At 60.4% G+C, this 24,495-nt stretch carries 18 protein-coding genes and 5 tRNA genes; 18 read left to right on the forward strand and 5 right to left on the reverse strand.

Translation table 11 applies throughout. The features are described from left to right. Nucleotides 1-33 precede the first annotated feature (33 nt). From ACFOTD_RS25990 to ACFOTD_RS26000, 3 genes are all read right to left on the reverse strand, one after another. The gene (locus ACFOTD_RS25990) at nt 34-1,002 is read right to left on the reverse strand and encodes an NAD-dependent epimerase/dehydratase family protein (RefSeq protein ID WP_378122860.1); all 969 of its coding nucleotides are present in this window, start codon (nt 1,000-1,002) and stop codon (nt 34-36) included. A gap of 148 nt (nt 1,003-1,150) precedes the next feature. Beyond that, complete coding sequence (locus ACFOTD_RS25995) at nt 1,151-2,881, reverse strand: extracellular solute-binding protein (RefSeq protein ID WP_378122861.1); 1,731 nt, start codon at nt 2,879-2,881, stop codon at nt 1,151-1,153. A gap of 347 nt (nt 2,882-3,228) precedes the next feature. Beyond that, nucleotides 3,229-3,915 (reverse strand): carbohydrate-binding family 9-like protein, encoded by a 687-nt coding sequence (locus tag ACFOTD_RS26000; RefSeq protein WP_378122862.1) that lies wholly within the window; start codon nt 3,913-3,915, stop codon nt 3,229-3,231. Between the two features lie 218 nt (nt 3,916-4,133). Here ACFOTD_RS26000 and ACFOTD_RS26005 point away from each other — a divergent pair, with 218 nt between their 5' ends. The 5 genes from ACFOTD_RS26005 (at nt 4,134) to ACFOTD_RS26025 (ending at nt 11,257) form a co-directional block, all read left to right on the forward strand. Next, entirely contained in the window at nt 4,134-4,982 is an 849-nt protein-coding gene (locus tag ACFOTD_RS26005; RefSeq protein WP_378122863.1) for an HAD-IIA family hydrolase, read from the forward strand. Further along, nucleotides 4,972-5,883 carry a metallophosphoesterase family protein gene (locus ACFOTD_RS26010; RefSeq protein WP_378122864.1) on the forward strand — a complete coding sequence of 304 codons (912 nt, stop codon included), beginning with the start codon at nt 4,972-4,974 and terminating at the stop codon, nt 5,881-5,883. Before ACFOTD_RS26005 ends, ACFOTD_RS26010 begins: the two co-directional genes overlap by 11 nt. Continuing rightward, on the forward strand, nt 5,880-6,461 hold the full coding sequence (locus ACFOTD_RS26015) for a glycerol-3-phosphate responsive antiterminator (RefSeq protein WP_378122865.1): 582 nt from the start codon (nt 5,880-5,882) through the stop codon (nt 6,459-6,461). Before ACFOTD_RS26010 ends, ACFOTD_RS26015 begins: the two co-directional genes overlap by 4 nt. Nucleotides 6,462-6,668: 207 nt before the next feature. Next, nucleotides 6,669-8,801: a hypothetical protein gene (locus tag ACFOTD_RS26020; RefSeq protein WP_378122866.1), complete on the forward strand. Its 2,133-nt coding sequence runs from the start codon at nt 6,669-6,671 to the stop codon at nt 8,799-8,801. Nucleotides 8,802-8,848: 47 nt separating this feature from the next. Further along, entirely contained in the window at nt 8,849-11,257 is a 2,409-nt protein-coding gene (locus tag ACFOTD_RS26025) for a glycosyl hydrolase (RefSeq protein WP_378122868.1), read from the forward strand. 127 nt (nt 11,258-11,384) lie between these two features. On the opposite strand, the gene ACFOTD_RS26030 is transcribed toward ACFOTD_RS26025, so the two are convergent. Continuing rightward, complete coding sequence (locus ACFOTD_RS26030; protein WP_378122869.1) at nt 11,385-12,146, reverse strand: helix-turn-helix transcriptional regulator; 762 nt, start codon at nt 12,144-12,146, stop codon at nt 11,385-11,387. 341 nt (nt 12,147-12,487) lie between these two features. Here ACFOTD_RS26030 and ACFOTD_RS26035 point away from each other — a divergent pair, with 341 nt between their 5' ends. The 13 genes from ACFOTD_RS26035 to ACFOTD_RS26095 all read left to right on the forward strand — a co-directional run bounded on the left by ACFOTD_RS26035 (nt 12,488) and on the right by ACFOTD_RS26095 (nt 23,267). Then, nucleotides 12,488-13,441 carry a nucleoside hydrolase gene (locus ACFOTD_RS26035; RefSeq protein ID WP_378122870.1) on the forward strand — a complete coding sequence of 318 codons (954 nt, stop codon included), beginning with the start codon at nt 12,488-12,490 and terminating at the stop codon, nt 13,439-13,441. After that, nucleotides 13,434-15,020, forward strand: coding sequence for an ABC transporter substrate-binding protein (locus ACFOTD_RS26040; protein WP_378122871.1), 1,587 nt, complete (start codon nt 13,434-13,436; stop codon nt 15,018-15,020). The genes ACFOTD_RS26035 and ACFOTD_RS26040 overlap by 8 nt, the downstream gene beginning before the upstream one ends. Nucleotides 15,021-15,105: 85 nt before the next feature. Beyond that, on the forward strand, nt 15,106-15,567 hold the full coding sequence (locus ACFOTD_RS26045; RefSeq protein WP_378122872.1) for an Ig-like domain-containing protein: 462 nt from the start codon (nt 15,106-15,108) through the stop codon (nt 15,565-15,567). 35 nt (nt 15,568-15,602) lie between these two features. Beyond that, nucleotides 15,603-16,508, forward strand: a complete 906-nt coding sequence (locus ACFOTD_RS26050) for a carbohydrate ABC transporter permease (RefSeq protein ID WP_378122873.1) — start codon at nt 15,603-15,605, stop codon at nt 16,506-16,508. A gap of 19 nt (nt 16,509-16,527) precedes the next feature. Next, entirely contained in the window at nt 16,528-17,355 is an 828-nt protein-coding gene (locus tag ACFOTD_RS26055; RefSeq protein WP_277538267.1) for a carbohydrate ABC transporter permease, read from the forward strand. 815 nt (nt 17,356-18,170) lie between these two features. Then, nucleotides 18,171-19,889, forward strand: a complete 1,719-nt coding sequence (locus ACFOTD_RS26060; protein WP_378122887.1) for an ABC transporter ATP-binding protein — start codon at nt 18,171-18,173, stop codon at nt 19,887-19,889. Further along, the gene (locus ACFOTD_RS26065; RefSeq protein WP_378122874.1) at nt 19,886-21,721 is read left to right on the forward strand and encodes an ABC transporter ATP-binding protein; all 1,836 of its coding nucleotides are present in this window, start codon (nt 19,886-19,888) and stop codon (nt 21,719-21,721) included. The genes ACFOTD_RS26060 and ACFOTD_RS26065 overlap by 4 nt, the downstream gene beginning before the upstream one ends. Before the next feature lie 24 nt (nt 21,722-21,745). Beyond that, nucleotides 21,746-22,501 carry a class I SAM-dependent methyltransferase gene (locus ACFOTD_RS26070; protein ID WP_378122875.1) on the forward strand — a complete coding sequence of 252 codons (756 nt, stop codon included), beginning with the start codon at nt 21,746-21,748 and terminating at the stop codon, nt 22,499-22,501. Nucleotides 22,502-22,800: 299 nt separating this feature from the next. Continuing rightward, nucleotides 22,801-22,875 (forward strand) — tRNA-Gly (locus tag ACFOTD_RS26075). 6 nt (nt 22,876-22,881) lie between these two features. Further along, nucleotides 22,882-22,958 (forward strand) — tRNA-Arg (locus ACFOTD_RS26080). Between the two features lie 16 nt (nt 22,959-22,974). Then, nucleotides 22,975-23,051: transfer RNA gene (locus tag ACFOTD_RS26085), tRNA-Pro, on the forward strand. 9 nt (nt 23,052-23,060) lie between these two features. Continuing rightward, nucleotides 23,061-23,134 (forward strand) — tRNA-Gly (locus ACFOTD_RS26090). A 58-nt stretch (nt 23,135-23,192) separates the two neighbouring features. Further along, a tRNA-Gly gene (locus ACFOTD_RS26095) sits at nt 23,193-23,267 on the forward strand. A gap of 416 nt (nt 23,268-23,683) precedes the next feature. Here ACFOTD_RS26095 and ACFOTD_RS26100 read toward each other — a convergent pair. Beyond that, a complete protein-coding gene (locus ACFOTD_RS26100; protein WP_378122876.1) occupies nt 23,684-24,397 on the reverse strand; it encodes a GntR family transcriptional regulator in 714 nt (237 codons plus the stop codon). Nucleotides 24,398-24,495 lie beyond the last annotated feature (98 nt).

The raw sequence follows: 24,495 nt of genomic DNA on the forward strand, positions 1-24,495 counted from the left end.
CGCCGCATGCCGGAACTGAGCGAGATCATTCGCTTAGTTCGCCGACGAAGGCAAGGCGACGCGGTCGCGCGCGATGAGCCAATCGAGCGACTCGCGCACCGCCTCCAGCGACGTATACCGAGGCTCGTAGCCGAGCAGGCGCCGCGCCTTGCCGATGCTCGCGTTGGGGCTATGCGCGATATGGTCCCATACGGCGCGCGCCTCGTCCGTCGAGAGCGACGCCCGCAGCGCTTCGAACGGCACGAAGCGCAGCACGGGCTCGCAGCCGAACCAGGAAGCGACCGCCTCCGCATAGCCGCGCAGCGTGAGCGCCGCGCCCGAGACGACGTGGAAGCTGTTGCCCACCGATTCGCTTCTGCGCTGCAGCGCCTTCACGAACGACTGGGCGACATCCTCCGCGTGTACGTGATGCACCGTCTCCATCCCGAGATTCGGGAGGAGCACCTCGCCGCCCGATGCCAGCGCTTCGAAGACGCGAAGATGGAAATGTCCCGCCGGATTGAGCGGCTCCCAGCCCGGGCCGACGATATGGCCGGGATGCAGGATAGTCGCGGGAAATCCCGTCCGCCCGGATACGTCCAGCAAGTAGCGCTCCAGCTCCGCCTTGCGGATGCCGTACTCGCCGAACGGCCTGCGGGGCAGCTCCTCGGTCGCGGGCACGACCGTGCTGTGGCCATGCACCCACAGCGTGCCGCACGATAAATAATGCTGCACCTCGCCCGCGAGCGCCTCGACGATCTGCCGGCCGCTCTCCGCCGTGTAGCAGATCATGTCGACGACCGCGTCCGGCCGAAGGTCCCGAATTCGCCGGCCGAAGCTGCCGGCGGCCTCCTCGGCGCTGCGATCCGCCGCGATGCCCTCGACCTCCCGCCACGCCGGATCTGCCCGGTAAGGTTCGCGCATGCCTCTGCTGACGTTGACGACTTCATGGCCGAGACGAACCAGCTGCGGAATCATATAGCTCCCTACATGACCGCTGCCTCCGATAACGACGATACGCATGCGAATGCGCCTCCTATGCCCGTCCAGGGCGATTGATGTTGGATGAATGCCGATTGTGTTCATTCGAATAGGTTTCGATTGATTGCGCTTGATTGCGCTTGATTGCGATGCAGGCGCTTCATGATCCCGATCACGTCAGCGACGCGATTCAGCGCGGAACGGAGGACTGCTGCTGACGGGAGGCTTCGGCCGCGGCGGTCAGCCGCTCGCCGCCCATCGTCCGCCAGCGTTCGAGCCAGTCGTCGTACAGAAGAATGGATTCTCCCTGCACAATACGGGTGTAGGTCTCGACTTCCATCCGCTGCAGCAGGCCGAATAGCTCGACGTCTTCGGCGCTCCGAAAATCGCCGTGCAAGCTCGGCCGCAGCTTGTCCGCGCCGATGTAGCCGTCGATGATCGCCATCGATCCGCCTTCACCGAAGATGCGCGAATACGCCCAATCGGCGGCCGTGCCGCCCTGCCGATCGGCGAGCACATGCGCGTAGGTCGCCAGCTGCTCCCGTGTCATTCCGTCGGTGGAGCCGCCTGACAGCGCAGCCGCGACGCTGCGGCGCGTGAGCAGGTTTTTGTCGGGATCGACGAAGCCGTTGAAAGGAAAGTACTTCCATATCTCGCGCACGCCCTGATTGCTGAGGCTGTCGTATAAGGGTTGAGGCATCGCGGGATCGTCGAGCTCCGCATACAGGTTCAGCATCCGGATGAGCGCTTCCGGATGATCGGCGTTCCGGCTGGCTACATAATAGTTGGTGACGGCGGTGGCCGGCGTCTGCGCGTCCGCGGGACCGGCGGCACCCGCGATCGGGTACGCCTGCCAGTCCGCGGCCGGCTCCGCCACGCGGCTGCGATAGAGCGGATTCAGGGCGCTCCACATCGCGCCGTAGGCCATGCCCAGCCGGCCCTCGTCCGCCAGGTCGGCAACGCCCGCCTCGTCCTTGATCGCGAAGTCGGGATCGATCCGCCCCTCGCGATACAGACGCTGCAGCGCGAGCAGCGCTTCTCTCGTCGCCGGCTGCGTGCCGCCGTAGGCCAGACGTCCGTTGTCGCCAGCCACCCAGGAGAAAGGATAGGCGCCGAATCCGTTGAAAAAGCCTTCGATCGTAGCGAAGCCGTAGCCCTCGTTCGCGCCGAACAGCCCCTTGTGCAGGCCGAGTCCGTACGTATCGTCTTTTCCGTTGCCGTCGGGGTCCTTGTCGGCGAATGCCGCCGCGATCGCCAGCACGTCGTTCATCGTCGCGGGCGCCTGCAGCCCCAGCCGGCGAAGCCAATCGTCCCGGATCCAGAGCACGGGGGCATAGTCGCGTACGGACAAGCCGGCAGGCACGGCGAGCAGGCGACCGTCGAACGTGGCCGCCTGTACGCCGCCTTCCATGCCGGCGATGCGGGCCTTCGTCCGCTCGGAGCCGTAGCGCTCCACCAGCTCGCCGAGCTCGGCGAGCTGGCCGGCGGCGGCCAATTGCCGCAGCTGCGCGGCAGTCGCGGAGAAGTAGTCCGGCAGCTGGTTCGAGGCGACGGCGACGTTGAGCCGGCGGATCGTCTGCTCGGAGCCGGCCGTCCACGCGGTATGGACGACGATGCCGAGCCGTTCGCGGATGAAGCGGGTCCAGGCATTGTCGTTGATCGACTCGCCCTGCGCGAAGGTCGTCTCCCCGCCGAGATCGCGCACGACCGTCACGACGATCGGCGGGTCGTAGACCGTCCTTGCCGGCTCGGCGCCGGAAGGGTCCGAGCGCAGGCCGGCGGCAGCGTTGTTGGCAGCGAATTCTTCGGTAGCGGCAGCGGAGGCAGGTAGGCCGCCGCCGGCCGAATTTCCCGATTCCCGGCATCCGGCCAGCAGCAGCAGGACGCCGAGCGCCGCGGCATGCCGTTTCCAATCGCGCATCGTCTATTCCTCCCTCGACCCATCGTTGAAGCGCCGCGCCTCATGCCGCGAGACGCATGAAAACCCGCCGTCGCCTTCCGCGGCAAGCGTCGCGGCGACTGCTCGGTTCGCTGACTCCTAGTGTACATGCAACGCAATCGGCATACAACGGCTTGCGCCGCCTGCCCGTTCAGCCCGTAACGTTCGAGACGGCCCGTTTCCTTCCGCTTTTTTCTATTAAATATAAGCCTGCGTACGGAAACCGGAAGAGCCCGCGCGGAATTCGATTCCGGCGGGCGAGCGTGGCATGGGATGACGTCTTTAACAAGATTGATCTTTATTGTCATTATCCGAAATCGTTGCCGCCGTCAAACGTTAGCGCCGTTGAAGACAAGCGTGCCGAAATATTCGCTAAGATGAAAGTCCGGCGTCGGAACGCCGACCGGAGACCAGGCTATAAAATGCGGGACCGGCGTCTCGTCTCCGCATTTGTAGAAGTTGCCCTTAAACGTATTGCCCGTTGCTGGGGAAAATCCGGGGAACACCTCAGTCAACCAATCAAACGGAATGCGGAAGGATAGCGTCCAATAGATGCGCCCTGCATCGTCCGCGAGTCCGCGTTCGGCGACGATGGAGAAGCGTTCGGGTTCTAATCCATGCGACATGTCCCGATCTTCACGATCTACGCCAAGGCCAAGCAGCAGCGTGCCTGCTGCGTTGAATTCGAAATTCAAATATCGCGCGTCCGTCTCGGGCGCCGGCTGCAGGAAAAACTCGACGCAGCTGTCGCGGTAAACCGGCGCATTGGCGCCGGAGTGGCGGATGACGGGGGATTCCTCGTAGCATACGAATCTCCCGTGAAGCGCATCCTCCGTCCAGCAGAGCTGTGCATTCGTCTCCGGACGGTAAGGCGCGTCCCCATCCGTTTCCCACAAATAGTTGCTTATATGAGCAGGTTGAACGTCCGTCCAATCTTTCTCATCGATATTGCCGGTGTGATAGGCGATCGAATAGTGCGGGGCCAATGTCATGCTCCTCTCGTTATCTAAGCTCATAGTCAAAGTTTACCTCCAATTCGTAGTAGGAACAACGGCAAATGAAAACGCTGGCAGACACTATTGCCGACGATCCGCGCAGCGTGATATACTGTCCTCGTCGATTTGGGGCCAAGGACAAGCGATAACTCCAGACGGCAGACGATAGCGGTGCGAATCCGCTTCGTTTGCCGTGTGGAGTTTTTTTGTTGCCGAAAAACCGGAGGAGGGAAACGCGCATGCCAGGCGGAATAGAAACGAGAGCGCTATTCGACATGCATACCTGGTTGTTCGATCTGGACGGGACGCTCTACCGCGGCAGGGAACCGATGCCGGGCGCGCGGGAAGTGATGAATACGCTCAGATCCGCAGGCAAACCGATTCAGTTTGTAACCAACAATTCGAGACATACGGCAGAGGAAATCGCCCGCAAGCTGAACGGTATGGGCATTCAGGCTTCGTCCCGCGACATCGTGACGGCGACCGAGTATACGGGACGCTTCATCAGGGAGCTGCATGGCTGTCTGAAGCTGGCGGCGGCGGGGAGCGATGCGTTCGTGGCGGCGCTTCGGGAAGCCGGGCACCATGTGCTGGACTCGGGCGAAAGGGGTGCGGTGGACGCGGCGGTCATCGGGCTCGATCCGGCATTCACCTATGAAAAGCTGGAATGGCTCGCGCAGTCAGTCTCTGCGGGGGCCATGCTCATCGCCGCAAATGCGGACGCCTGTCATCCGGGAGAAGGAGGCTATCCGGTTCCGGAAACGGGTGCGCTCGCGGCAGCGGTCGAGTCAGCTTCAAAAAAGAAGGCTGCGTACGTAGGTAAGCCCGAGCCGTATTTATTCCGTTATGCGCTACAGCTTTGCGGTGGAGAGGGCGATCGTGCAGTGATGGTCGGCGACAACTACGATACCGATATCACGGGCGGCAAACGGGCTGGATTGTACACCGTATGGTTAACTCCAAATTCTGCGGATACAGAAAAGGCAGAAATACCAGCGGAAGGACGTCCTTTGGCGGATAAGGTCATACGAAGCTTGGCTGAAATTGAAAAAGAGCTGCGGCATGGAGGGGAAATACATGAGGTATGAGCACATACGTACGAACAGCGACAGGCAAACGATTATTCGAATAGAGGGATTGCCGGCGCCGATCACCCTGCTGCACGTGACAGATAGCCATATGAACGCATCCGATCTGACGGAAGGCGTAGAGACGTTGGCGGAGTCGATTCGGCTTTACAACTTCGACGCTTTGGATACGCAGAACCGATTCGACAGGGCGCTCGCTTATGCGAAGGACCTGCAGGCCGACGGCGTCGTTCTGACGGGGGATATCGTGAACGGAGCGACCGCAGGGAACTTGGCTTTTTTGGAAAAGCGACTGTCTGGTCTGCAAGCGCCCTATCTGTACACGCCAGGCAATCACGATTGGGAATATCCGGGTTTGCCTTGGGGAGAGGCGACTCGCGCCAAACAATACGCCAAGTTTGCCAGGTTCACGGAGGGAGACCCGGCCTTCCGTACGATGGAGATCGGCGGCATTCTGCTGGCCGCTGTCGACAACAGCACTTATCAAATCTCGGAAGCGCAGTTGGCCGCCTTTGAACTAGCGCTGTCGCGGGGGATGCCGACACTTCTGTTCATGCATATCCCCATTTATGTGCCTTCGCTGCTGCCCGACGTCGTTCGCGTCTGGGGATCCCCCATCATGATGGCTGCGCAGGGATGGGATGCCGATCTAAGGAGGCAATGGCAGGTCGAACCGCCTGGAGAGGCGACGCTCGCCTTTTACGAGCTGCTGCTGAACAATCCGGAAGCAAATCTGATCGGCATCTTCTGCGGTCATGTTCACTTCGCGCACGAAGACGCCTTCGGCCAAGGTTCGCGTCAGTACGTGACGGCCGCGGGCTTCGACGGTGGATATCGGGTCATTCGGCTGCTGCCTGCGAGCGAGTCGGACGATCCGAAGGAAAGGCGGCGTAACGAATGACGCTGCTGCACCGGTTGGCGCAAAGTCCGGCGATCGCCGCAGTCCGCTCCGAGGAAGCCGGCGAGCAGGCGTTGGCAAGCGGTGCCGCCAACCTGTTCGTCATGGACGGTACCGTAGACGCGGCGGTGCGTCTTGCCAAGGCTGCGAGATCGCGGGGCAAAGGCGTGTTCGTCCATCTGGACCTCGTGCGGGGACTGTCGAGCACCGACAAGGAAAGCTTGATCCTTCTGCGCGACTGGATCGGCGCGGACGGCGTCGTCACTCCTAAGGCCCACCTCATTAAAGAGGCGAAGCGAATCGGATTGTACGCGATACTGCACTTGTTCGTCATCGATTCGCGCGCGCTGTCCGCCGGCTTGTCGCTGGCGGAATCGCTTCGGCCCGATGCGGTCGAGATCATGCCCGGCGCGATCCCCAAAATAATCGGCGCCTTCGCGGACGCGCTCCCCGACATTCCCGTCGTCGCGAGCGGTTTGATCGACAATGCCGCCGAGGCTGCCGCGGCGCTGAACGCGGGAGCGACCTCCCTGTCCGTCAGCGAGCCCTCGCTCTGGGCGTTGACGCATAAAGACGTGTAAGCATGCTTGACGCCGCTCCGCTGCCCGCGGATGCGGCGTTTTTTATTTTCATGCCTATATAACGCCTGCAGCCCGCCCGGCCACGCCGTCTTCCCGCCCAAAAGTGAATAGCATTCGACCACATCCGGATAGAAGCAGCCGAGATACCATGCTATTTTTAAAGTCGATCGACCCATTTGCAACCATTCTATGACAAGAGGAGCTGGGATGATGGGAAAGAAAACGGTCTACCTGCTGGGCTGTGCCGCCTTCGTGCTGCTGTTGCTGTTCGCCGTACGCAGCGGCGAAGCGGCAGCCGCGACGTATTATGTAAGCGATTCCGCAGGGAGCGATGCGAACAGCGGCACGAGTTCGGCGGCGCCTTGGAAGACGCTCGCCAAGGTGTCCGCCGCAACGTTCAGTCCGGGGGACCAAATCCTGCTGAAGACGGGAGATACGTGGACCGGACAAACGCTGACGCTGCATGGGGAAGGCACAGCCGCCTCGCCGATCACCCTGTCCGCCTACGGGACGGGAGCCAAGCCGGTGATAGCGCCGGGTATCGTCGATGCGATCTGCATTTCGCTGAACGGTCTCGGCGGCTGGAATATCTCAGGTCTGGAGCTGCAAAACGCGATGACGGGCATTATGCTGACGTACAACGGCGTGTACGACAAGAGCCATATCGCCATCGACAACATGATCTTCCGGCATATGAACCATACGTACAATAGCGCGCCTGAAACCTACAATCACGTCTCCGCCGGCGTGGACGTGCGCGGCCTGCAGCCCTGGCCGGGCGGCGTGCCGGGAGATGCGACGGATTTTAGCATGAAACGCACGGCGCTGGACGGCTTTTCGCTGACCAACTCCAGCTTTTACGACTGCGATACGGCCAACTTCTTCGGGCGGGTCGGCATCGGCTACATGCACGAGGTGAACGCGCCGGCCATCAAAAACGTCGTCATGTCGAATCTGTATACGGAAAACGGCGGCATGTGGGGCTTCGATTTCCATTGGATCGACGGCGGGACGATGTCGAATCTGCGCGTAAACAGGTTAGGGACGGCGTACAATCCGTTCGGCGTCGGCGGCATCGTCGTTCAGGTGTGCCGAAACCTGACCTTCGACGGCGGGGAGCTGGCCGACATCCGCAGGAACACGGCCGCCTACGACGGCGTGGGCTTCGACTATGAAGGCGCCAACGATCATATTACGCTCAAAAACTATTACATTCACGACACCGACGCCGAAGGCGTATTTATTTTCAACAATGCGGGCGTCAACACCAATATGACGATGGAAAACAATACGATCGCGAACTACGCCAAAAATCCGGCCGTCGCAGACGAGAACTACGCGGTTCGTATCCTGGGCAATTCGACGGGAACGGTGCAAAACAACCAGTTTGTCAACTTCAAGCCGTCCGCGGGCACGTTTAATGCGCAGCCGGCCACGCTTACGTATACGGGCAACGCCACTTACGGCGCGCAGGATTGGGACTTTGGCGTCGCGTCCTCGACGGCCGACTACCAGCAATGGGTCATGGCCAGCGAACTGGCGGGCAACGTATCCGGCGGCATCCTGACGCTGACCTCGACGGGCGGAGATCCTTACATGATCTCGGCCGAAGGCTTAGGCTTGTCTTCCTCCAACCGCTACTTCAAGATTCGTCTGAAAAACAATACCAGCGCCACGCAAGCAGAGGTGTTCTTCAAGACGAATGCCGACACCGTCTTCACGGCGGCGAAATCCAAGACATTCGCGATCGCGCCCAACATGACAGGCTATGCGGACTACGTGGTCGATCTGGGTACCGTCAGCGGCTGGAGCGGGACGATCAAGCAGCTGCGCCTGGATCCGTTCGCCAATACCGGCACGATGAATATCGACCGGATCTCGCTTACCAATACGTCTGGCGGCATCACGGTGACGAATGCCGGATTCGAAGCGCCGGTCACCGCGAATTACACGTATGGGCCGATTACAAGCGGCTGGACGTTCGCGAACTATACGGGCGTGCAGCGCAACGGCTCCGACTTCGGCGCGCAAGCTGCGCCGGATGGCTTGCAGACGGCGTTTATCCAGCATGATGCGGCATTCGAGCAAAGCGTCTCTTTGAATGCGGGCATGCACACCGTCGGCTTCAAAGCGGCGATGCGGACGAACTTCGGAGGGCGGCAGACGTTCGATGTCTTTTTCGACAACAGAAAAATCGGCACGTTCTCTCTATCCACAGGCACCTTCGCTGCCTTTGAGACACGCGCCTTCTATTCGACAGCGGGTACGCACGTCATCAAGTTCAAAGGAGCGACGACGGGGGACAATACGGCGTTCGTCGATGGCGTCGCCGTGCAATAGCGTACAAGGGGACGAACAAGAAGAGGCTCGCAGAGGGAGAGAGAAAATTGAACAAACGCATCAGGAATGCAGCCGCAGCGACTTTGATCGGAGCAGCGGCGCTGGGCTGCTTCCTTTTTTTCACGGAACAAGAGAAAGGAAGCGATACGAGGGTGGAGACCGTGCAAGGGAAGGAGCAGGCGCAGGGGCGTGATCAAAAGGAGGAGGCATCGGCATCCCCGGCGGCGACGGGAGGAGAAGAGACGGCTTCAGAGGGTTCCGGGGGCATTGAGGAGGGAGCCGATACGGGGGCCGCATTCGGGGGAGGGCCGAAGCCGGCCGCCTTCGACGAAGCGCAGTTTGCCGATCCGGACGTCCGGTATCGCCCGCTGCTCATGATTCACGATCATCTGCACACTGGCATTATCAAGAAGCTGAGCGACCTGGGCTATGGCGGCATGGTGACCAACGTCGACTACAGCGGTTATTTGAAAAACGAGGAGTTCTGGGAGATTCTGAAGCAAAACGTCGCCTATGCAATCGACAAGCTTGGGCTGCGCGTATGGATCTACGACGAAAAAGGGTATCCGAGCGGCACGGCGGGCGGTCAAGTGCTGAGCGAGCATCCCGAGCTGGAGGCGCAAGGGCTGGCCGTCGTCGTCAAGGAGGCCGCTGCCGGCGAGAAAGTCGTCATCGAGCATCCCTATGGACATGGAGAAGTCCGGTACGCGGCCGCTTACCGGGGCACGGAGCTGAGCTTCGATGCTGCCTCGGCAGTCGATCTGCATTCTGCCGTCGACGGACAAGGAAATTTGAATTGGCAAGCGCCGGCGTCGGACCGCTGGGTCGTCTTCTACTTCGTCCAAAAGCCGTTTTACGAAGGGACGCATGCCGTCAACAACTGGTTCGAGCAGCGCCGCTACATCAATCTGCTGGAGAAAGATGCGACCGAAGCCTTTATCGACGTCACGCATAAGCAGTATTACGAACGGCTCGGGGCTTATTTCGGCAAAGGGATCGAAGCCTTCTTCACCGACGAACCGGCATTGACCGGGACGTATATCGGCACGCCGCCCCGGCAGCCGAGCGTCCTCGACGCGCCGGATCCGGCGGTGCCGCTGCTGAAGACTTTGAACTGGGGCAACAAGCTGGCCGATGAGTTCCAAAAGCGGCGCGGCTACGAACTGCTGCCCGTCCTGCCATATCTGATAGCGGGCGAGGGCAAGGAAGCGAAGCGCGTGCGCGGTGAATACTACCGGACGTTGTCCGAGCTCGTCCTGGAGAGCTACTTTGAGCCGCTCGAGGCGTATTGCGGGAATACCGGTGTCGCGTGTTCCGGTCATCTGCTGCTGGAAGAGGAGATGTACCACCAGGCCATCTACGAGGGTAACCTGATGAACATCTATCGGCATATGCAGCTGCCGGGCATCGATCTGCTCACGGCGCATCCGAAGCTGGCCAAGGAATGGGCGGCGACGACGGCCAAGCTCGCCAGCTCCGCGGCGCAGGAAGACGGCAAGCCGCATGTGATGAGCGAGATTTCCGATGCGTTCGATGGCGACAAGGCCGACTTCAAGGGGCGTCTTGCGGCGGTCGCCGTTCAGTTCGCCTTCGGCGTCGATCGGTTCAACTCTTACTATGAATACGACCGGATGAGCGAAGAGGAGAACAAGCGCTTCGCCGACTATATCGGGCGTATCGGCTATATGATGGACGCCGGCAAGACGGCGCCGCAGGTCGCGGTGTACTACCCCATTGAGAGCGTATGGGCGGAGACGCTGCCGCCGATGTCGCTCAATCCGGCGGATTATGCCGCTCGCGCCGTGAAGGTCAGCGACAGCTTCAAGCAGACCGCGCTGCGGCTTACGGAGCATCAGCTCGACTATAATTATATCGACGCGGACGGCATCGCCGACAGCCGCGCAGAAGACGGCGCATTGTCGGCGCGGGGCGGGCTAAGTTACAAGGCGCTGATCGTGCCGGAGACGACCGTCGTCGACGAAGCGCTCGCCGCCAAGCTGACCGAGCTCGCGACTGCGGGCGTGAAGCTCGTACTAATCGGAGCCGGACCGGAATATATCCGGACCGACAGCGGCCTGAAAGAGGCAGACGGTCTGTACGAACGGCTGGCCAAGTTACCGGGCGTGCAGCGCGTCGGTTCGGCGAAGGAGCTGGACGCGAAGCTCAAGACGCTGATTGCGCCCGATCTGAAGCTGGAGCGGGCGGATCCCGATCTGTTGAGCGCCATGCGTAGGGGCGAGGGTGGCATGACGTATCTGCTCGTCAATACGGCGGACGAAGCGAAGACGCTCTCCGTGCAGTTCCGTACAGCAGGCTCGCGCGCACGGCTGTGGGACCCCGACGGCGGCGAGGTGAAGCCGCTGGCCGTGTCAATGACCAGCGACGGCTACGCGAAGGCAGAGCTTGCCATTGGAGAGCGGCAGGCGCTGGTCGTGACGTTTGAAAATGAAGTTTGAAAATGAAGTTTATGAATGAAGCTCGAAGATCAATTCGAAAATCAAGCGCTTGAATGATAGGCAACAAGAGGAAAAAGGAGCTTGGACGCAAGAAAAAAGGGATGGCGGCGATCGGCCGTCATCCCTTTTATTCCGCCGCGGACCGGATGAAGTGATTGCGCTTGAAGGCGCTCGGCGTCTGCCCGGTAAGCTTGCGGAACGTGCTGGCGAACTGCGAGCTGTTGGAGAAGCCGCAATCGAGGGAGATGGCGCACATCGTCATGTCGGTAGACAGCATCAGCTTCTTGGCGTGCTCGACGCGCTTGTTGATGATAAAGCTGAGCGGCGACTCTCCCGTCTTGTCCTTGAATACGTGGCGGAAATGATCGTAGCTGTAACCGGTGATTTTAGCGAGCGACGGCAGGTCGATTTCCTGGTGGAAGTTCTCGTTGATATAGTTCTCGATATACTCCAGCAAATCGGCGAACGAACGGGACGACCGTGTCCGCTCGATCTCGATGATGAACTCGTTCAGCAGTAGCTCCAGCTTGTGCTGGTAATGCAGCCGCTGGGTCGAGAGCTCGTGCTTGAGCTTGTTGACGATCTGCATGAGGAGCGAGGAGCGGTCCGGATAGACGCCGTTTTCGAATTGTATGGAAGCGCTCTCATTTAACGAAAAGCCGATACACAACAGTTCTGTCGTCTCGTCATGCACTTCGTTGTGCGCGGTGCGGGGCCTGATCAGGCTGAAGGTGTTGGGCGCGTATCGGTATTCCGTGCCGCCGATCGTCGTGGAGCCGGTGCCGGACGTGTAGTACACGAGCTCGTAACAGTTGTGATGGTGAGCCGTAATCTCGGTGTGCGCCTTGTGGTGGTAGGTGAAGGCGAATTCAAGCTGATCGGCGAACATGCTCGTCCTCCTGACATCCCCATATATGAATGATTGCCGCAAGCCAATCTCACCAACAGTATAGTGGCAAAAGGCATTTTTGTCTGCACCGTCCGCGGGATGATCACCATTTTTCGATAATGTTCAACCACTTCCGGATAGATGGTCGTGAAGTGCTGTGTTACATTCAGGTAGGAAAGGAAAACAGCTCTCGCGAGGCTGCGCTACAAAAAGGGGAGGCTGCGTCCGAAACAGCGACGGTAGCAAGGGCGTCGGCATGACCCGGGAAAGGCCGACCGCGCGATTATGGTGAAGCGCTTCCAGAATCGGCGTTCGGTGAATTAAAGGAGGTTGCATTCATTTTGTCTACGATAGCAGGGAGCGCGCAGCGCGTCATTATCGACACCGATATCGGGGACGACATCGACGACGCGCTGGCGATATGGCTGGCCGTCAAATCGCCGGAGCTCGACATCGCCGGCATCACAACCGTATATAAGCAAACACAAAAGCGCGCGCAAATGGTATCCGCGCTGCTGCGGGCGACCGGAAGATCCGATATTCCGGTCGTGCCCGGCGCCTCGCTGCCGCTGATCAGCAGACAGATCTACGGCAAGCCGGTCGATCCCGAGGAGGCGCCGGTCCAGTATCTGGAGGAGATGCGGAGCGAGCCGGTCGACACACGTTGGACGGCAGCCGAATTTATCGTTCGGACCGCGCTCGAGGCCGAGCGGCCGATCGCGCTCGTCACGCTCGGCGCGCTGACCAACGTCGCGCTGGCGCTGCGCGTCAAGCCGGAGATCGCGGACCGCATCGGCAAGATCGTCGTCATGGGCGGCGCCTACGACATGAACGTGTCCGAATACAATTTCTCTTGCGATCCGGAGGCGGCGCAGATCGTGCTGGGCGCTGGCGTCCCGATCGTCGCCGTCGGACTCGACGTCACCTTCAAGTGCCTCTTGTCCGAACGGCAAACGGCGGCGATCCGCGATAGCGCAGATCCCGCCGCCAAGCTTGTCATGCGGATGCGGGAGCATTGGGCTTCGCCGCACATTTACCTGCACGATCCGCTCGCGGTGGCTGCCGTATATCGGGAGGATCTCGTCCGGACGGAGCGGCGGGTGGTCGACATCGAGACCGGCGGCGCCTATACGAGGGGGATGAGCATCAGCTTGTCCGGCATGAACTGGCACCGGCCGGCCGCGGATTCGCATGTGCGGGTAAGCACGGGCGTCGAGCAACAGGCTTTTATGGATCTGTACATGGAACGAATATTGGCTTTTACCCCGATAGAGGAGCGTGACGGCATTGCTTAAGTTTAAATGGCAGTCCCATACACTCATGCTGGCGGCGGCTGCGCTCGTTGCGAGCGGGTGCTCCGGCGGAGCGGGCAATTCCGAGGCGACGGCGACGGCATCGCAGACCGCGTCCGCATCGCAGACGGCGACCGGCTCGGCGACCGCTTCGCCCGAAGGGACGGACGCAGGTCCAAAGGAGATCGCAGGCGGGCGTCCCGTAACATTGACCGTCGACCTGCATGGTTGGATGCCTACGGTCAATACGGAGCCGACGGCGGAAAACCCGACGGTATTCCTTTCGACGCAAAAGATCGCCGACGCGTTCATGAAGCTCCACCCGAACGTGAAGATCGCCTGGGCGCGCACGAAGCCGGTCGGCAAGCTGCAAAACGAGATCGCGGAATGGCTGACGACCCAGATCTCCGCGGGCACCGCGCCGGCGATCACCTTTACATGGGGCAACAACTATCTGGACCGCGACTGGTACGAGCCGCTCGGCGACGCGCTGTCCACGCCGGACGAATACGTGGCGGGCAACGCGAAGTGGAGCGACCTGTTCCCCGACTATCTGATGAAGCACCGTTCGCTTGTCGATAACAGCAAGCAGCCGGTCGCCGTACCGATCGTTCTGTACTCGGGACCGGCTACAGGCTACTACTATAACAAGGATCTGTTCGAGTCGCTCGGCATCAGTCCCCCCAAGGACTGGGAGGAGATGTTCGCGGACGCCAAGATTCTGAAGGAAAAAGGCTATGTGCCGTTCGCCCAGTGGGGCAACTTCAAGCAGATCGAGCTCGGCCAGTGGAACCAGCAATTCAGCGTCGGTCCGTTTTTTGCGGCGGCGCTCATGGACAAGACCGACTACGACAAGGACGGCCAGGTCGACACGCTCGAGACGCTGCGCGCGACGAAGGCGGGATTGTTCAATGCGGCGGAGCACGATTACGCACAGGAGATGTACCGGCAACTGAAGCGTATGTACACGGAACTGCTGCCCGCAGGCTGGCAGAACACGGATTTCTCGCAGCCCTGGAACGACGGCAAGGTCGCCATGCGCGAGGAAGGGCTGTGGGCGCTCCAGGCGGAGAACGGCAACAAGCAGCGCAAGTTCAACTACGGCGTCATTCCCGCGCCGCCCATTACGAAGTCGACTTCGCCGGACGTCGCCGACGTGCAATACACCGAGAAGGGACCGTACCAGCCCGATCCGGACCTGTCGCTCAACATCCTGAAGCCGATCGTCAAGAACAATCCGGATCTGAAGGAAGCGGCGGTCGCCTTCCTCAAATATTTGACCGTCCCAGAGAACATCTCGATGATGGTATTGGAGCAAGGCGCCTCGCTCGGCGCGGTCAAGGGCTCGGAGATTCCGCCGCTGCTCGACGACTGGATGAACAACGCGTTCCCGATCATGCCGAAGGCCAGCTGGCCGAACGCCTTCACCGACGAGCAGGGCATCGCGCTCAACAAGCAGTTCGAGATGTGGGTGAAAGGCGAGACGGACGACGCCAAGTTTTTCGCGAAGAGCAACGAGATCCAGCAGAAGAGCGCGGACGACTATATCAAAAAAATGAACATCGATACGACCGGCTGGTAAGCGACGGGAGTCGGGGCGGCAGGCGATCGGCTTGCCCTCCCGCGTACCGTCCCGGGCCCCCTGCCGGCGTGGAATGGAGAGCGGCATGAGAAGAAAATGGACTATCGCGGCGATTGTAGCGGCTATCGTCGCCCTGCTCGCCGGTTATGATGGATACCGCGCCACGCAGTACCGCATCGCGCTGCTCTCGATGGACCCGCAGCAGGCGCCGGCGGACGGCCAATCGCCCGTCGCGCTGCGCTTTAAGGTCACGGACGGCGACGGCCGGCCCATGAAGGGACATTCGCTCTACGCGCTGCCGAGGGGCGGAGGCATCCTGTCCGCCAGCCGCGTCGTGACCGACGATGCGGGCGAGGCGACTTACACCTACTATCCGTACAAAGCTTCCGATTTGCAGCCGGCCAAAGACGTGCAGATCAAGGTCATCGACGAGTCGAACTCGGTTTTTATCGAGATCAACGCCAAGACGACCGTGACCGTGCCGCTCGTGCAGCCGGAACGGTCGGCCAAGAGCAATCACAGTCTGGACGACATTTTCGGCGAGTGACCGACAAGCTTCAAGCAGGAAAGGAATGACACGCGATGGCAACAGGCCCTACGCTTTGGGCGAGAATCTGGAGCAGCCGCAAAGCTTATCTGTTTTTGTCCCCGCTGTTTCTGGGGTTGATTCTGTTCTGCTATTACCCGCCGGTCAGCGGCATTTACCACTCCTTTTTCGACTGGGACAGCGTGGGCAAGGCCGTCTACGTTGGTTTGGACAACTACAGGGAGCTGTTCAAGGACCGCGTGTTCCTCGATTCGATCCCGACGGCGTTTCTCATTCTCGTGCCGCGTCTCATCATCGGCATCGTCGTGCCGCTGATCGCAGCCGAGATGATCTTTAACGTGAGACAAAAAAGATTGCAGTCGGCGTACCGGGTGCTTGTGCTGCTGCCGATCGTGGCGCCGGGCGTCGTCGGACTGCTGATCTGGAAAAACATATACGATCCGACGAACGGCCTGCTCGTCTCGCTGCTGCGCGGAACGGGGCTGATCGCGCCGGACCGGGTGATCGACTGGCTCGGCAGCGCCGATCTGATCATTCCGAGCATCATCTTCATGGGCTTTCCCTGGATCGGGGGGACCAGCGTGCTGATCTACATGGCCGGTCTGATGAACATCTCCAGCGAAGTGATCGAGTCCTCGGAGCTGGACGGCGCGGGGCTGCTGCGGCGCATCTGGCATATCGATCTGCCGCATCTGATGGGCCAGGTCCGCTTCTTTCTGATCTTCGGCATCATCGGAGGCTTGCAGGACTTCGGCATTCAGATCGTCCTGACGTCGGGCGGGCCGGGCTACAGCACCTATGTCCCCGCCTACTACATGTACATCGAAGCCTTTACCGCCGGCCGGATGGGCTACGCGACGACGATCGGCACGGTCATGTTCGCCGGGATCTTCCTCCTGAGCTTGGTCGCGTACCGCGGCATGAAGACGGAGACGAATTAATGGAACGGGGAGAAGAGGCATGACTCAATACAGACGGCTGCCGCAATGGTTCTTGAACGCCGCGCTCGTCGCGCTGCTAGCCATGCTGCTGTATCCGCTCGGCTTCACGCTGTGGGGCGCGTTCAAGTCGGACGTGGCGTTCACCGCGACCCGGTGGTATCCGACGCTGCCGCTTCGCGTCGGCAACGTGTCCAGCGCGTTCGGCAGCATCTGGCGCTATTTGCTCAACACGGTGTTCGTAGCGGGTGTGGGTACGGCGGGCATGCTGCTGATTGCATCGCTGTCGGCTTTTACGTTTGCGCGCATGAAGTTTTTCGGCAAGGAATGGCTGTATATGCTCGTCCTGGCCCTCATGATGATACCGGGGGCGCTTACGCTCGTGCCGGGCTACATGCTCTACAAGACGTTTGGCCTGCTCAACTCCTACTGGGCGCTCATTCTGCCGCTTGTCACGGGCGGTCCGATCTTCGGTATTTTCCTGCTGCGATCATTTTTCGAGAGCATTCCGAAGGATTACTTCGAGGCGGCCCAGATGGACGGCGCGCACGACTTCAAGCTTTACTACCGCATCGCGCTGCCGCTCTGCATCCCGATTATGGGAACGCTTGCGATCATGCAGATCGTCGGCGCCTGGAACGAGTATCTATGGCCGATGATCACGATCGCCGACCACGAGAAGCTCACGATCGCGGCAGGCCTGCTCATCAGCTTCACCGGACAGTACTCGTCCAACATGCCGGTGACGTTCGGCGGCTATCTGGTCGCGTCGGTGCCGCTCATCCTGCTGTTCACGTTTACGAACCGCTATTACGTGCAGGGTCTGCTGTCGACCGCGATCAAGCTGTAGGCGTCGGCTAGGTTTAACGTTCAGGCGGTTAACGTTTAGGTATGCTTAACGTTTAGGTATGCTTAACGTTCGGGCGCTTAACGTTCGGGCGCTTAACGAATAAATCTAGTGGCCGGCAAAGTCCGACGCCCTTTGGGGCTGCGGGTTTTTTTGGCACTTAAAAAAGTATGCATGTGCGGCCTGTTTCTAAAAAACGGCCTGGCTATCCATACCGGCTCGGGAGGCAGCGATTTGCGGACAGGCAGGCGCGCGTTTGGTGCAGCGGAGTCTATTGAAAGCTTGGCGGGTTGAAAAGCCTGCATATATACATGTATTCTCTACCGCCCAGCTACACTTGATGAAATACCTGCAAATGTGCAGGCATTTTCGAAGCGCACGCCGGAAAACCGGCCGATGGCGAAAAATACCTGCGTTTTCGCATCTTTTACGCTCAAGGGGTCGATATGGGCAAAAAAAGATGTATATTTGCAGGCTTTTCCGCGAAGGAAGGACGAGGGCCGGGATGGAACCAACCTACCGGAACGGTAGTGGGATAAGCCGGCGGTAGGCGAGTTGCGAGAACGGCAGTCGGATGAGCCATCGTTGGCCGCTTGCGCGCAAATTAGCGGATCAGCGACCGTTATGCGTTATGCGCGAATCGAGATGCCGACCGTCGGGACGATATCTTCAAACTTCCCTGATTATTCTTCTTGGCTTGCCGGTCTGCCGTGCCCGCGCCAAGGCGTGTATAATAGACGGCATGCGGTTCAAGGAGGGTGAGTCAGGCAGTGAGCAACAAAATATCCGGCGACAAGCCGGGCGGAAAATACCGGGTCATGCTGCGCGGCTATTTGCTGCCCGAATGGCGGGCGCTGATCGGGCTCGGCGCGCTGCTGCTGTCGTCGATCGCCTTGCAGCTCGTCAATCCGCAAATTATTCGATACTTTATCGATACGGCGCAAGGACAAGGCAGTCTGACGCCGCTCTATTACGCCGGAGGACTATTCATCGGTTTCTCCCTGCTGCAGCAAGGGGTGTCCGTCGCGGCGTCCTACTTCAGCGAGAATCTCGGCTGGAAGACGACCAACAAGCTGCGCGTCGATCTGGCGGCGCATTGCCTTTCGCTCGACATGTCGTTTCACAAGAAGCATACGTCGGGTTCGCTGATCGAACGCGTGGACGGAGACGTCAACGCGCTCGCGCAATTTTTCTCCAGCTTTATGATCAATCTCGCGGGCAACGGGCTGCTGACGCTCGGAATCCTCATTTTGCTGTTCCGCGAGAACTTCTGGATCGGCATCGTGATGGCCGTCTTCGTCGGCGGCAGCATCTGGGCGATCCAGCGCATCCGGGCGTTCGCGGTCCCCGTCTGGACGCGGTGGCGGCAGGCCAACGCCGAATATTACGGCTTTATCGGCGAGCAGCTCGAGGGCACCGAAGATACGCGCGCCAACGGTGCCGTAGGCTTTGCGATGAGCCGCTTCTACGACATGACCCGCCGGATGCTGCCCATGCGCGTGAGGGCGTTTTTAGGCTACTTTCTCATGTGGAGCACGACGATTCTCGTATTTGCGCTCGGCAACGCGGCGGCCTTCGTCGTCTGCGCGATATTGTGGAAGCGGGGCGAGCTGACGATCGGATCGGCGTATCTCGTATTCTACTATACGGAGCTGCTGGCGAAGCCGATCGAGAAGATTCGGACCCAGCTTGAGGACCTGCAAAAAGCCGACGCCAGCATGGTTCGAGTCGGCGAACTGCTCGCGACGCAATCTGCGGTTCAGGACGGTCCCGGCGCATCGCTGCCCGCCGGTCCTGCCTCTGTCGAGCTGCGGGGCGTGACATTCGCCTACGAAGAAGACGGCGAGCCTACTCTCCACGATGTGAATCTGAAGCTCGAGCGCGGCCGCACGCTAGGCTTGCTGGGGCGTACGGGCAGCGGCAAGACGACGATCGCGCGCCTGCTGCTCCGCTTCTACGATCCGCAGCAGGGCGCCGTGACGCTGTCCGGCACGGATCTGCGCGAATTCAAGCTCGGCGAGGTGCGCGGCTACGTGGCGATGGTGACGCAAAATATCGAAATACTAGCGGGCACGGTCAGGGACAACCTGACGCTATTCGACGATCGCATCCCCGATCGTCGAATTATGGACGTACTGTCCGAGCTGGGACTGGACGGATGGTTCGCTGGCATGCCGGACGGATTGGATACGTACTTGTCGTCGGGTGGCGCGGGCTTGTCTGCCGGCGAGGGGCAGCTGCTCGCGTTTGCGCGCGTATTCCTTACCGATCCGCGGCTCGTCATCCTGGACGAGGCTTCGTCGCGGCTGGACCCGCTGACGGAAAGCCGGATCGAGGCGGCCGTAGACCGGCTGCTGCAAGATCGGACCTGCATCATCATCGCGCACCGGCTGGCGACGATCCAGCGGGCGGACGATATCGCAATCCTGGAGCGGGGCAGGGTCGTCGAATACGGCAGGCGCGCGTCGCTCGCCGGAGATTCCGATTCCCGCTTCAGCCGGATGCTGGCCGTCGGCATGGAGGAGGTGCTCGTATGAAGACAAGCGGATTTTTCTGGCGGATGCTCGGGTACCGGCCGGGCTTGTACCTGCTGAACCTGCTGGCATGGACGCTGATCCACATGGCGCCGCTGCTGCCGGGGCTGCTGACCAAAGCCTTCTTCGATCATCTGGAAGGCACGCACCCTTTTCCCTACGGTGCCGGCGCGATCGCCGCGCTTCTCGTCGCCGCGGCGCTGGCGCGCATCGCGCTGATTTATTGCGGGTTTCTGACGGACGTCGCGTTCCGCTATCGCATCTCCAGCCTGCTAAGGCGCAACCTGCTGGCTCACGTCCTGCGGGCACCCGGCGCGCGCGCGATTCCCGGCTCGCCCGGCGAAGCAATCAGCAACTTCAGGGACGACGTCGAGCAGGCCGAGGAGGCCACGAGCTGGTCGGTCGACACGCTCGGTCTTGTCGGATTCGTGGTCGCGGCCAGCTGGATCTTGCTCTCAATCGACGCGCAGCTGACCGTGCTCGTCTTCGTGCCGCTTATTCTCGTCGTCACGGCCGCCCAGATCGCCACGACGCGCATCCGCAAGTATCGTGCGGCTAGCCGGGAGTCGACCGCCCAGGTGACGGGCGCGATCAGCGAGATGTTCGGCAGCGTGCTGGCCATCCAGGTAGCCGGCGCGGAGAAGCGGGTCGTCGACCGGTTCGCGCGGCTGGGCGAGAGCAGACGGCAGTCGATGATCAGGGACAAGCTGCTGACCGAGACGCTGTCGTCTGTATTCAACAACTCCGTGAACCTCGGAACCGGCATCATTTTGCTGCTGGCGGGTATCAAGATGAGAGGCGGCGAATTTACGATCGGCGACTTCTCGCTGTTCGTCTATTATTTGACCTTCGTGACCCAGCTGATCTCCAACGTCGGCAACTTCATGACCTATTACAAGCAGATGGACGTCAGCTTCGGCAGGCTCAAGGAGATGCTGCGCGGCGCGTCGCCTGCGCTGCTCGTGCGGAAGGCTTATATCGGTCTCGGTAAAAAGGAAGGGCGAAGAGGCGCGTACGACGAGAAGGGGCGGAAGAAGGAAGCGGCGCAGCATGAGGACGATGAGACGCTCGTGCCGGTCGTCCGGGCCGAGCCGCTGCGCGAGCTCGCCGTGTCCGGCTTGACCTACCGGTATCCGGAGACGGGAAGGGGCATCGTAGATATCGATCTGACGCTGCCCCGAGGATCCTTTACCGTCATTACCGGCATGGTCGGCTCGGGCAAGACGACGCTGCTGCGCGCGCTGCTCGGACTGCTGCCGGCAGAGAGCGGCACGATCCGGTGGAACGGCGAGCCGGTCGCGAAGCCCGCCGACTTTTTCGTGCCGCCGCAGAGCGCCTATACCGCCCAGATACCAAGGCTGTACAGCGCTACCTTGCGGGACAACATCCTGCTCGGCGCGCCGTCGACGCCGGAGGAGCTTGCGGGCGCGCTGCATGCCGCCGTGCTGGAGGAGGACATCGCCGGGCTCAGAGACGGGCTGGAGACGATGGTGGGGCCGCGGGGCGTGAAGCTGTCCGGCGGCCAGGCGCAGCGTACCGCGGCGGCGCGCATGCTCGCGCGGGACGCGCAGCTGTACGTCTTCGACGACTTGTCCTCCGCGCTCGACGTGGACACGGAGAGGCAGCTATGGGAGCGCCTGTTCAAGGCGAAGGGCAGCGCGACCTGCCTTGTCGTCTCCCACCGCAAGGCCGCCCTGGCGCGAGCTGACCGGATCGTGCTGCTGAGCGACGGACGGATCGAGGCGCAGGGCACGGCGACGGAGCTGCTCGCTTCGAGCGAGAGCTTCCGCAAGCTCTGGCAAGGGGAGAGCGCGGAGGAAATCGGGGAAAAGTAAAAGAAGCGAGGAGGCAGAAAGGGAATGGAGAACAAAGAGCGTTTTACCGATCGCGTGGAAACGTACGTGAAGTACAGGCCGAGTTATCCGGCGGCCGCCATCGATTACTTGTACGGGGAAGTCGGCCTCGGGCGCGATTCCGCGGTCGCCGACATCGGCGCGGGCACGGGGATTTTTTCGCGGCTGCTGCTAGAGCGGGGGACGCCGGTCACGGCCGTCGAGCCCAACCGGGCGATGCGCGAGGAAGCGGAGCGGGCGCTGCAGGGGTATTCGGGCTTTAAAGCGGTGAACGGCGCGGCGGAGCAGACGGGGCTGCCGGACGCTTCGGCGGACTTTATCGTTTCCGCCCAGGCGTTCCACTGGTTCGACCAGGCCGCGGCGAAGCGGGAGTTCCATCGGCTGCTGCGGCCCGAAGGGAAGGCGGCGCTGATCTGGAATACGCGGCTCACGAGCGGCTTGCCGTTCCTGGAGGCGTACGAGGCGCTGCTTCTGCGTCTGGGTACCGATTATGCGACGGTGAACCATCGCAATATTACGCCGGAGCAGTTGGCCGCCTTCTTCGTGCCGGGCACGAAGCGCGAGGCGCGGTTCCCCAACCGGCAGCTGTTTGACTTCGACGGCCTGAGCGGGCGGCTGCGCTCCTCCTCGTATACCCCAGTGCCGGGCGACCCGAACTACGAGCCGATGATGCGCGAGCTGCGCGACATCTTCGACCGTTATCAGCAGGACGGCCGCGTATCCTTCGATTATGAGACGGAGATCTATACGGGCTCCGTATAGGCCTTGTACGGTCGAACGCTGCCATGGACGAGCCGGGGAAGTTCCCGGCCGTTCATCGGCAGCTCGCACGGCAGATCGTACGGCAGATCGCACGGCAGATCGCACGGCAGATCGCACGGCAGATCGCACGACAGCTCGCAGCCAAATCAGGCTCCGAACCGCTTCCGAAAAGTAATTTCATCTTTTTTAAATTACCGCTTGCAATTCTCTAGGGGATTTGCTAATATAAAAAAGTCGCTTTTGGGGGAAAACATTAACGAAGAAAACGACGACATTCGCCCTAGGACTGACCATCATACGCGGAAATAGCTCAGTGGTAGAGCATCTCGTTGCCAACGAGAAGGTCGCGGGTTCGAATCCCGTTTTCCGCTCCATCATATGCGCCCTTAGCTCAGCTGGATAGAGCGTCAGACTACGAATCTGAAGGCCGGGAGTTCGAATCTCTCAGGGCGCGCCACTTTTCTTCATACTGTCGGGACGTAGCTCAGCTTGGTAGAGCACCTGGTTTGGGACCAGGGGGTCGCATGTTCGAATCGTGTCGTCCCGACCACTTTTTTTTGCGGGTGTAGTTCAATGGTAGAACCTCAGCCTTCCAAGCTGATGGCGTGGGTTCGATTCCCATCACCCGCTCCAAAAAAACCATTTGCAAGCATCGGCCTTGCCATCAAGGCTTTTTATTTTGACTACATATGCGGAAATAGCTCAGTGGTAGAGCATCTCGTTGCCAACGAGAAGGTCGCGGGTTCGAATCCCGTTTTCCGCTCCATAACGAATTTCGCATCCGCCATCATGGCGGATTTTTTGTTTTGATGATTGGTCCCCATCCAGATGCAGCCCTGGAGCCAGACTTTACGCCGTGGTCCCGCCTGCCGCAAGAAGTCTCAACCAGAAACAAAAAAGCCCCGTCGTAACCTCGCTTGCCACATGAAGTCTCAACCGGAAACAAAAAAGCCCCGTTGCAACCTCGCCTGCCGCAAGAAGTCTCAACCAGAAACAAAGTAGCCTCGTCACAACCTCGCCTGCCGCAAGAAGTCTCAACCAGAAACAAAGTAGCCCCGTCGCAACCTCGCCGGCCGCAAGAAGTCTCAATCGGAAACAAAATGACTGCCTTGCTGCTTGCTTAGCCGCAAGAGACGAAGCGCCAAAATCCGCGCACCGCCTCTATATGGTAAAGCGGCACCCTCAATAAATTCGCTCGATCGTGAAGTTCGGGAAGTCCCCGCGGAAAATGCCGTAGTTGTATTCGAGCGGCGTGTTGTCTGTCAAATAAGTGATCGTCTGCACCTCGAAGCAGGGCGAGCCTTCAGGGATGTTGAGCAGCTTCGCGGCTTGCTTGTCCGCGAGCACGGGCTTCAGCTTTTCGACGGAACGGTGGATCTGCAGGTGGTAGCGGCTTTGGATGAGCGAGAATAAAGAGCCTTCATCATGATTGAGCGCAAGGCCCGGTGCCAGACTCCAGGGAATGTAAGAGGTCTCGTAGATCAAAGGCTCGTTGTCGGCGTAGCGAAGGCGCACGAGCTTCGTCACCGGCGATTCGAGGGGAATGCCGAGCACGCCGGCGAGCGGAGAGTCCGCAGGCACGACGACGGCTTCGAGCACCTTGTTGCTGGGCTTTTTGCCCTGCGCGCTGATATCCTCGGAAAAGCTGCGCGTCGCGAGCAGCTGCAGCTCCTTGCGCTTGACGAACGTCCCGCTCCCTTGGATCCGCTCGAGAATGCCTTCCCTCTCCAGCTCCTGGAGTGCGTATCGTACGGTCGTGCGGCTCACTTGATACTGATCGCACAGCTCCGACTCTGTTGGCAATCGATCCCCTACCTTGTACTCCTCGGATTGAATTTGAAGCAGCAGCTTCTCCTTCAGCATCGCGTAAAGGGGATTATGTTGTTTCTTTGTCATTACAAATTACCTCCACTAAGTGCAACTGCCAACATTCATCATTATAAATGTATTCGTCATATTTGTGAATCGAATCCTGTCATCCGTGTATTTTCGCT

The organism is Cohnella sp. GCM10012308, assembly GCF_042649185.1.
In the GTDB taxonomy this organism is placed as follows: Bacteria; Bacillota; Bacilli; order Paenibacillales; family Paenibacillaceae; genus Cohnella.

Excerpts from the sequence above, each read along its gene's own strand:
- ACFOTD_RS25990 (WP_378122860.1), bottom strand. The coding sequence starts at position 1,002 with ATGCGTATCGTCGTTATCGGAGGCAGCGGTCATGTAGGGAGCTATATG.
- ACFOTD_RS25995 (WP_378122861.1), bottom strand. The coding sequence starts at position 2,881 with ATGCGCGATTGGAAACGGCATGCCGCGGCGCTCGGCGTCCTGCTGCTG.
- ACFOTD_RS26000 (WP_378122862.1), bottom strand. The coding sequence starts at position 3,915 with ATGAGCTTAGATAACGAGAGGAGCATGACATTGGCCCCGCACTATTCG.
- ACFOTD_RS26005 (WP_378122863.1), top strand. The coding sequence starts at position 4,134 with ATGCCAGGCGGAATAGAAACGAGAGCGCTATTCGACATGCATACCTGG.
- ACFOTD_RS26010 (WP_378122864.1), top strand. The coding sequence starts at position 4,972 with ATGAGGTATGAGCACATACGTACGAACAGCGACAGGCAAACGATTATT.
- ACFOTD_RS26015 (WP_378122865.1), top strand. The coding sequence starts at position 5,880 with ATGACGCTGCTGCACCGGTTGGCGCAAAGTCCGGCGATCGCCGCAGTC.
- ACFOTD_RS26020 (WP_378122866.1), top strand. The coding sequence starts at position 6,669 with ATGATGGGAAAGAAAACGGTCTACCTGCTGGGCTGTGCCGCCTTCGTG.
- ACFOTD_RS26030 (WP_378122869.1), bottom strand. The coding sequence starts at position 12,146 with ATGTTCGCCGATCAGCTTGAATTCGCCTTCACCTACCACCACAAGGCG.
- ACFOTD_RS26045 (WP_378122872.1), top strand. The coding sequence starts at position 15,106 with ATGAGAAGAAAATGGACTATCGCGGCGATTGTAGCGGCTATCGTCGCC.
- ACFOTD_RS26050 (WP_378122873.1), top strand. The coding sequence starts at position 15,603 with ATGGCAACAGGCCCTACGCTTTGGGCGAGAATCTGGAGCAGCCGCAAA.
- ACFOTD_RS26055 (WP_277538267.1), top strand. The coding sequence starts at position 16,528 with ATGACTCAATACAGACGGCTGCCGCAATGGTTCTTGAACGCCGCGCTC.
- ACFOTD_RS26060 (WP_378122887.1), top strand. The coding sequence starts at position 18,171 with ATGCTGCGCGGCTATTTGCTGCCCGAATGGCGGGCGCTGATCGGGCTC.
- ACFOTD_RS26065 (WP_378122874.1), top strand. The coding sequence starts at position 19,886 with ATGAAGACAAGCGGATTTTTCTGGCGGATGCTCGGGTACCGGCCGGGC.
- ACFOTD_RS26070 (WP_378122875.1), top strand. The coding sequence starts at position 21,746 with ATGGAGAACAAAGAGCGTTTTACCGATCGCGTGGAAACGTACGTGAAG.
- ACFOTD_RS26100 (WP_378122876.1), bottom strand. The coding sequence starts at position 24,397 with ATGACAAAGAAACAACATAATCCCCTTTACGCGATGCTGAAGGAGAAG.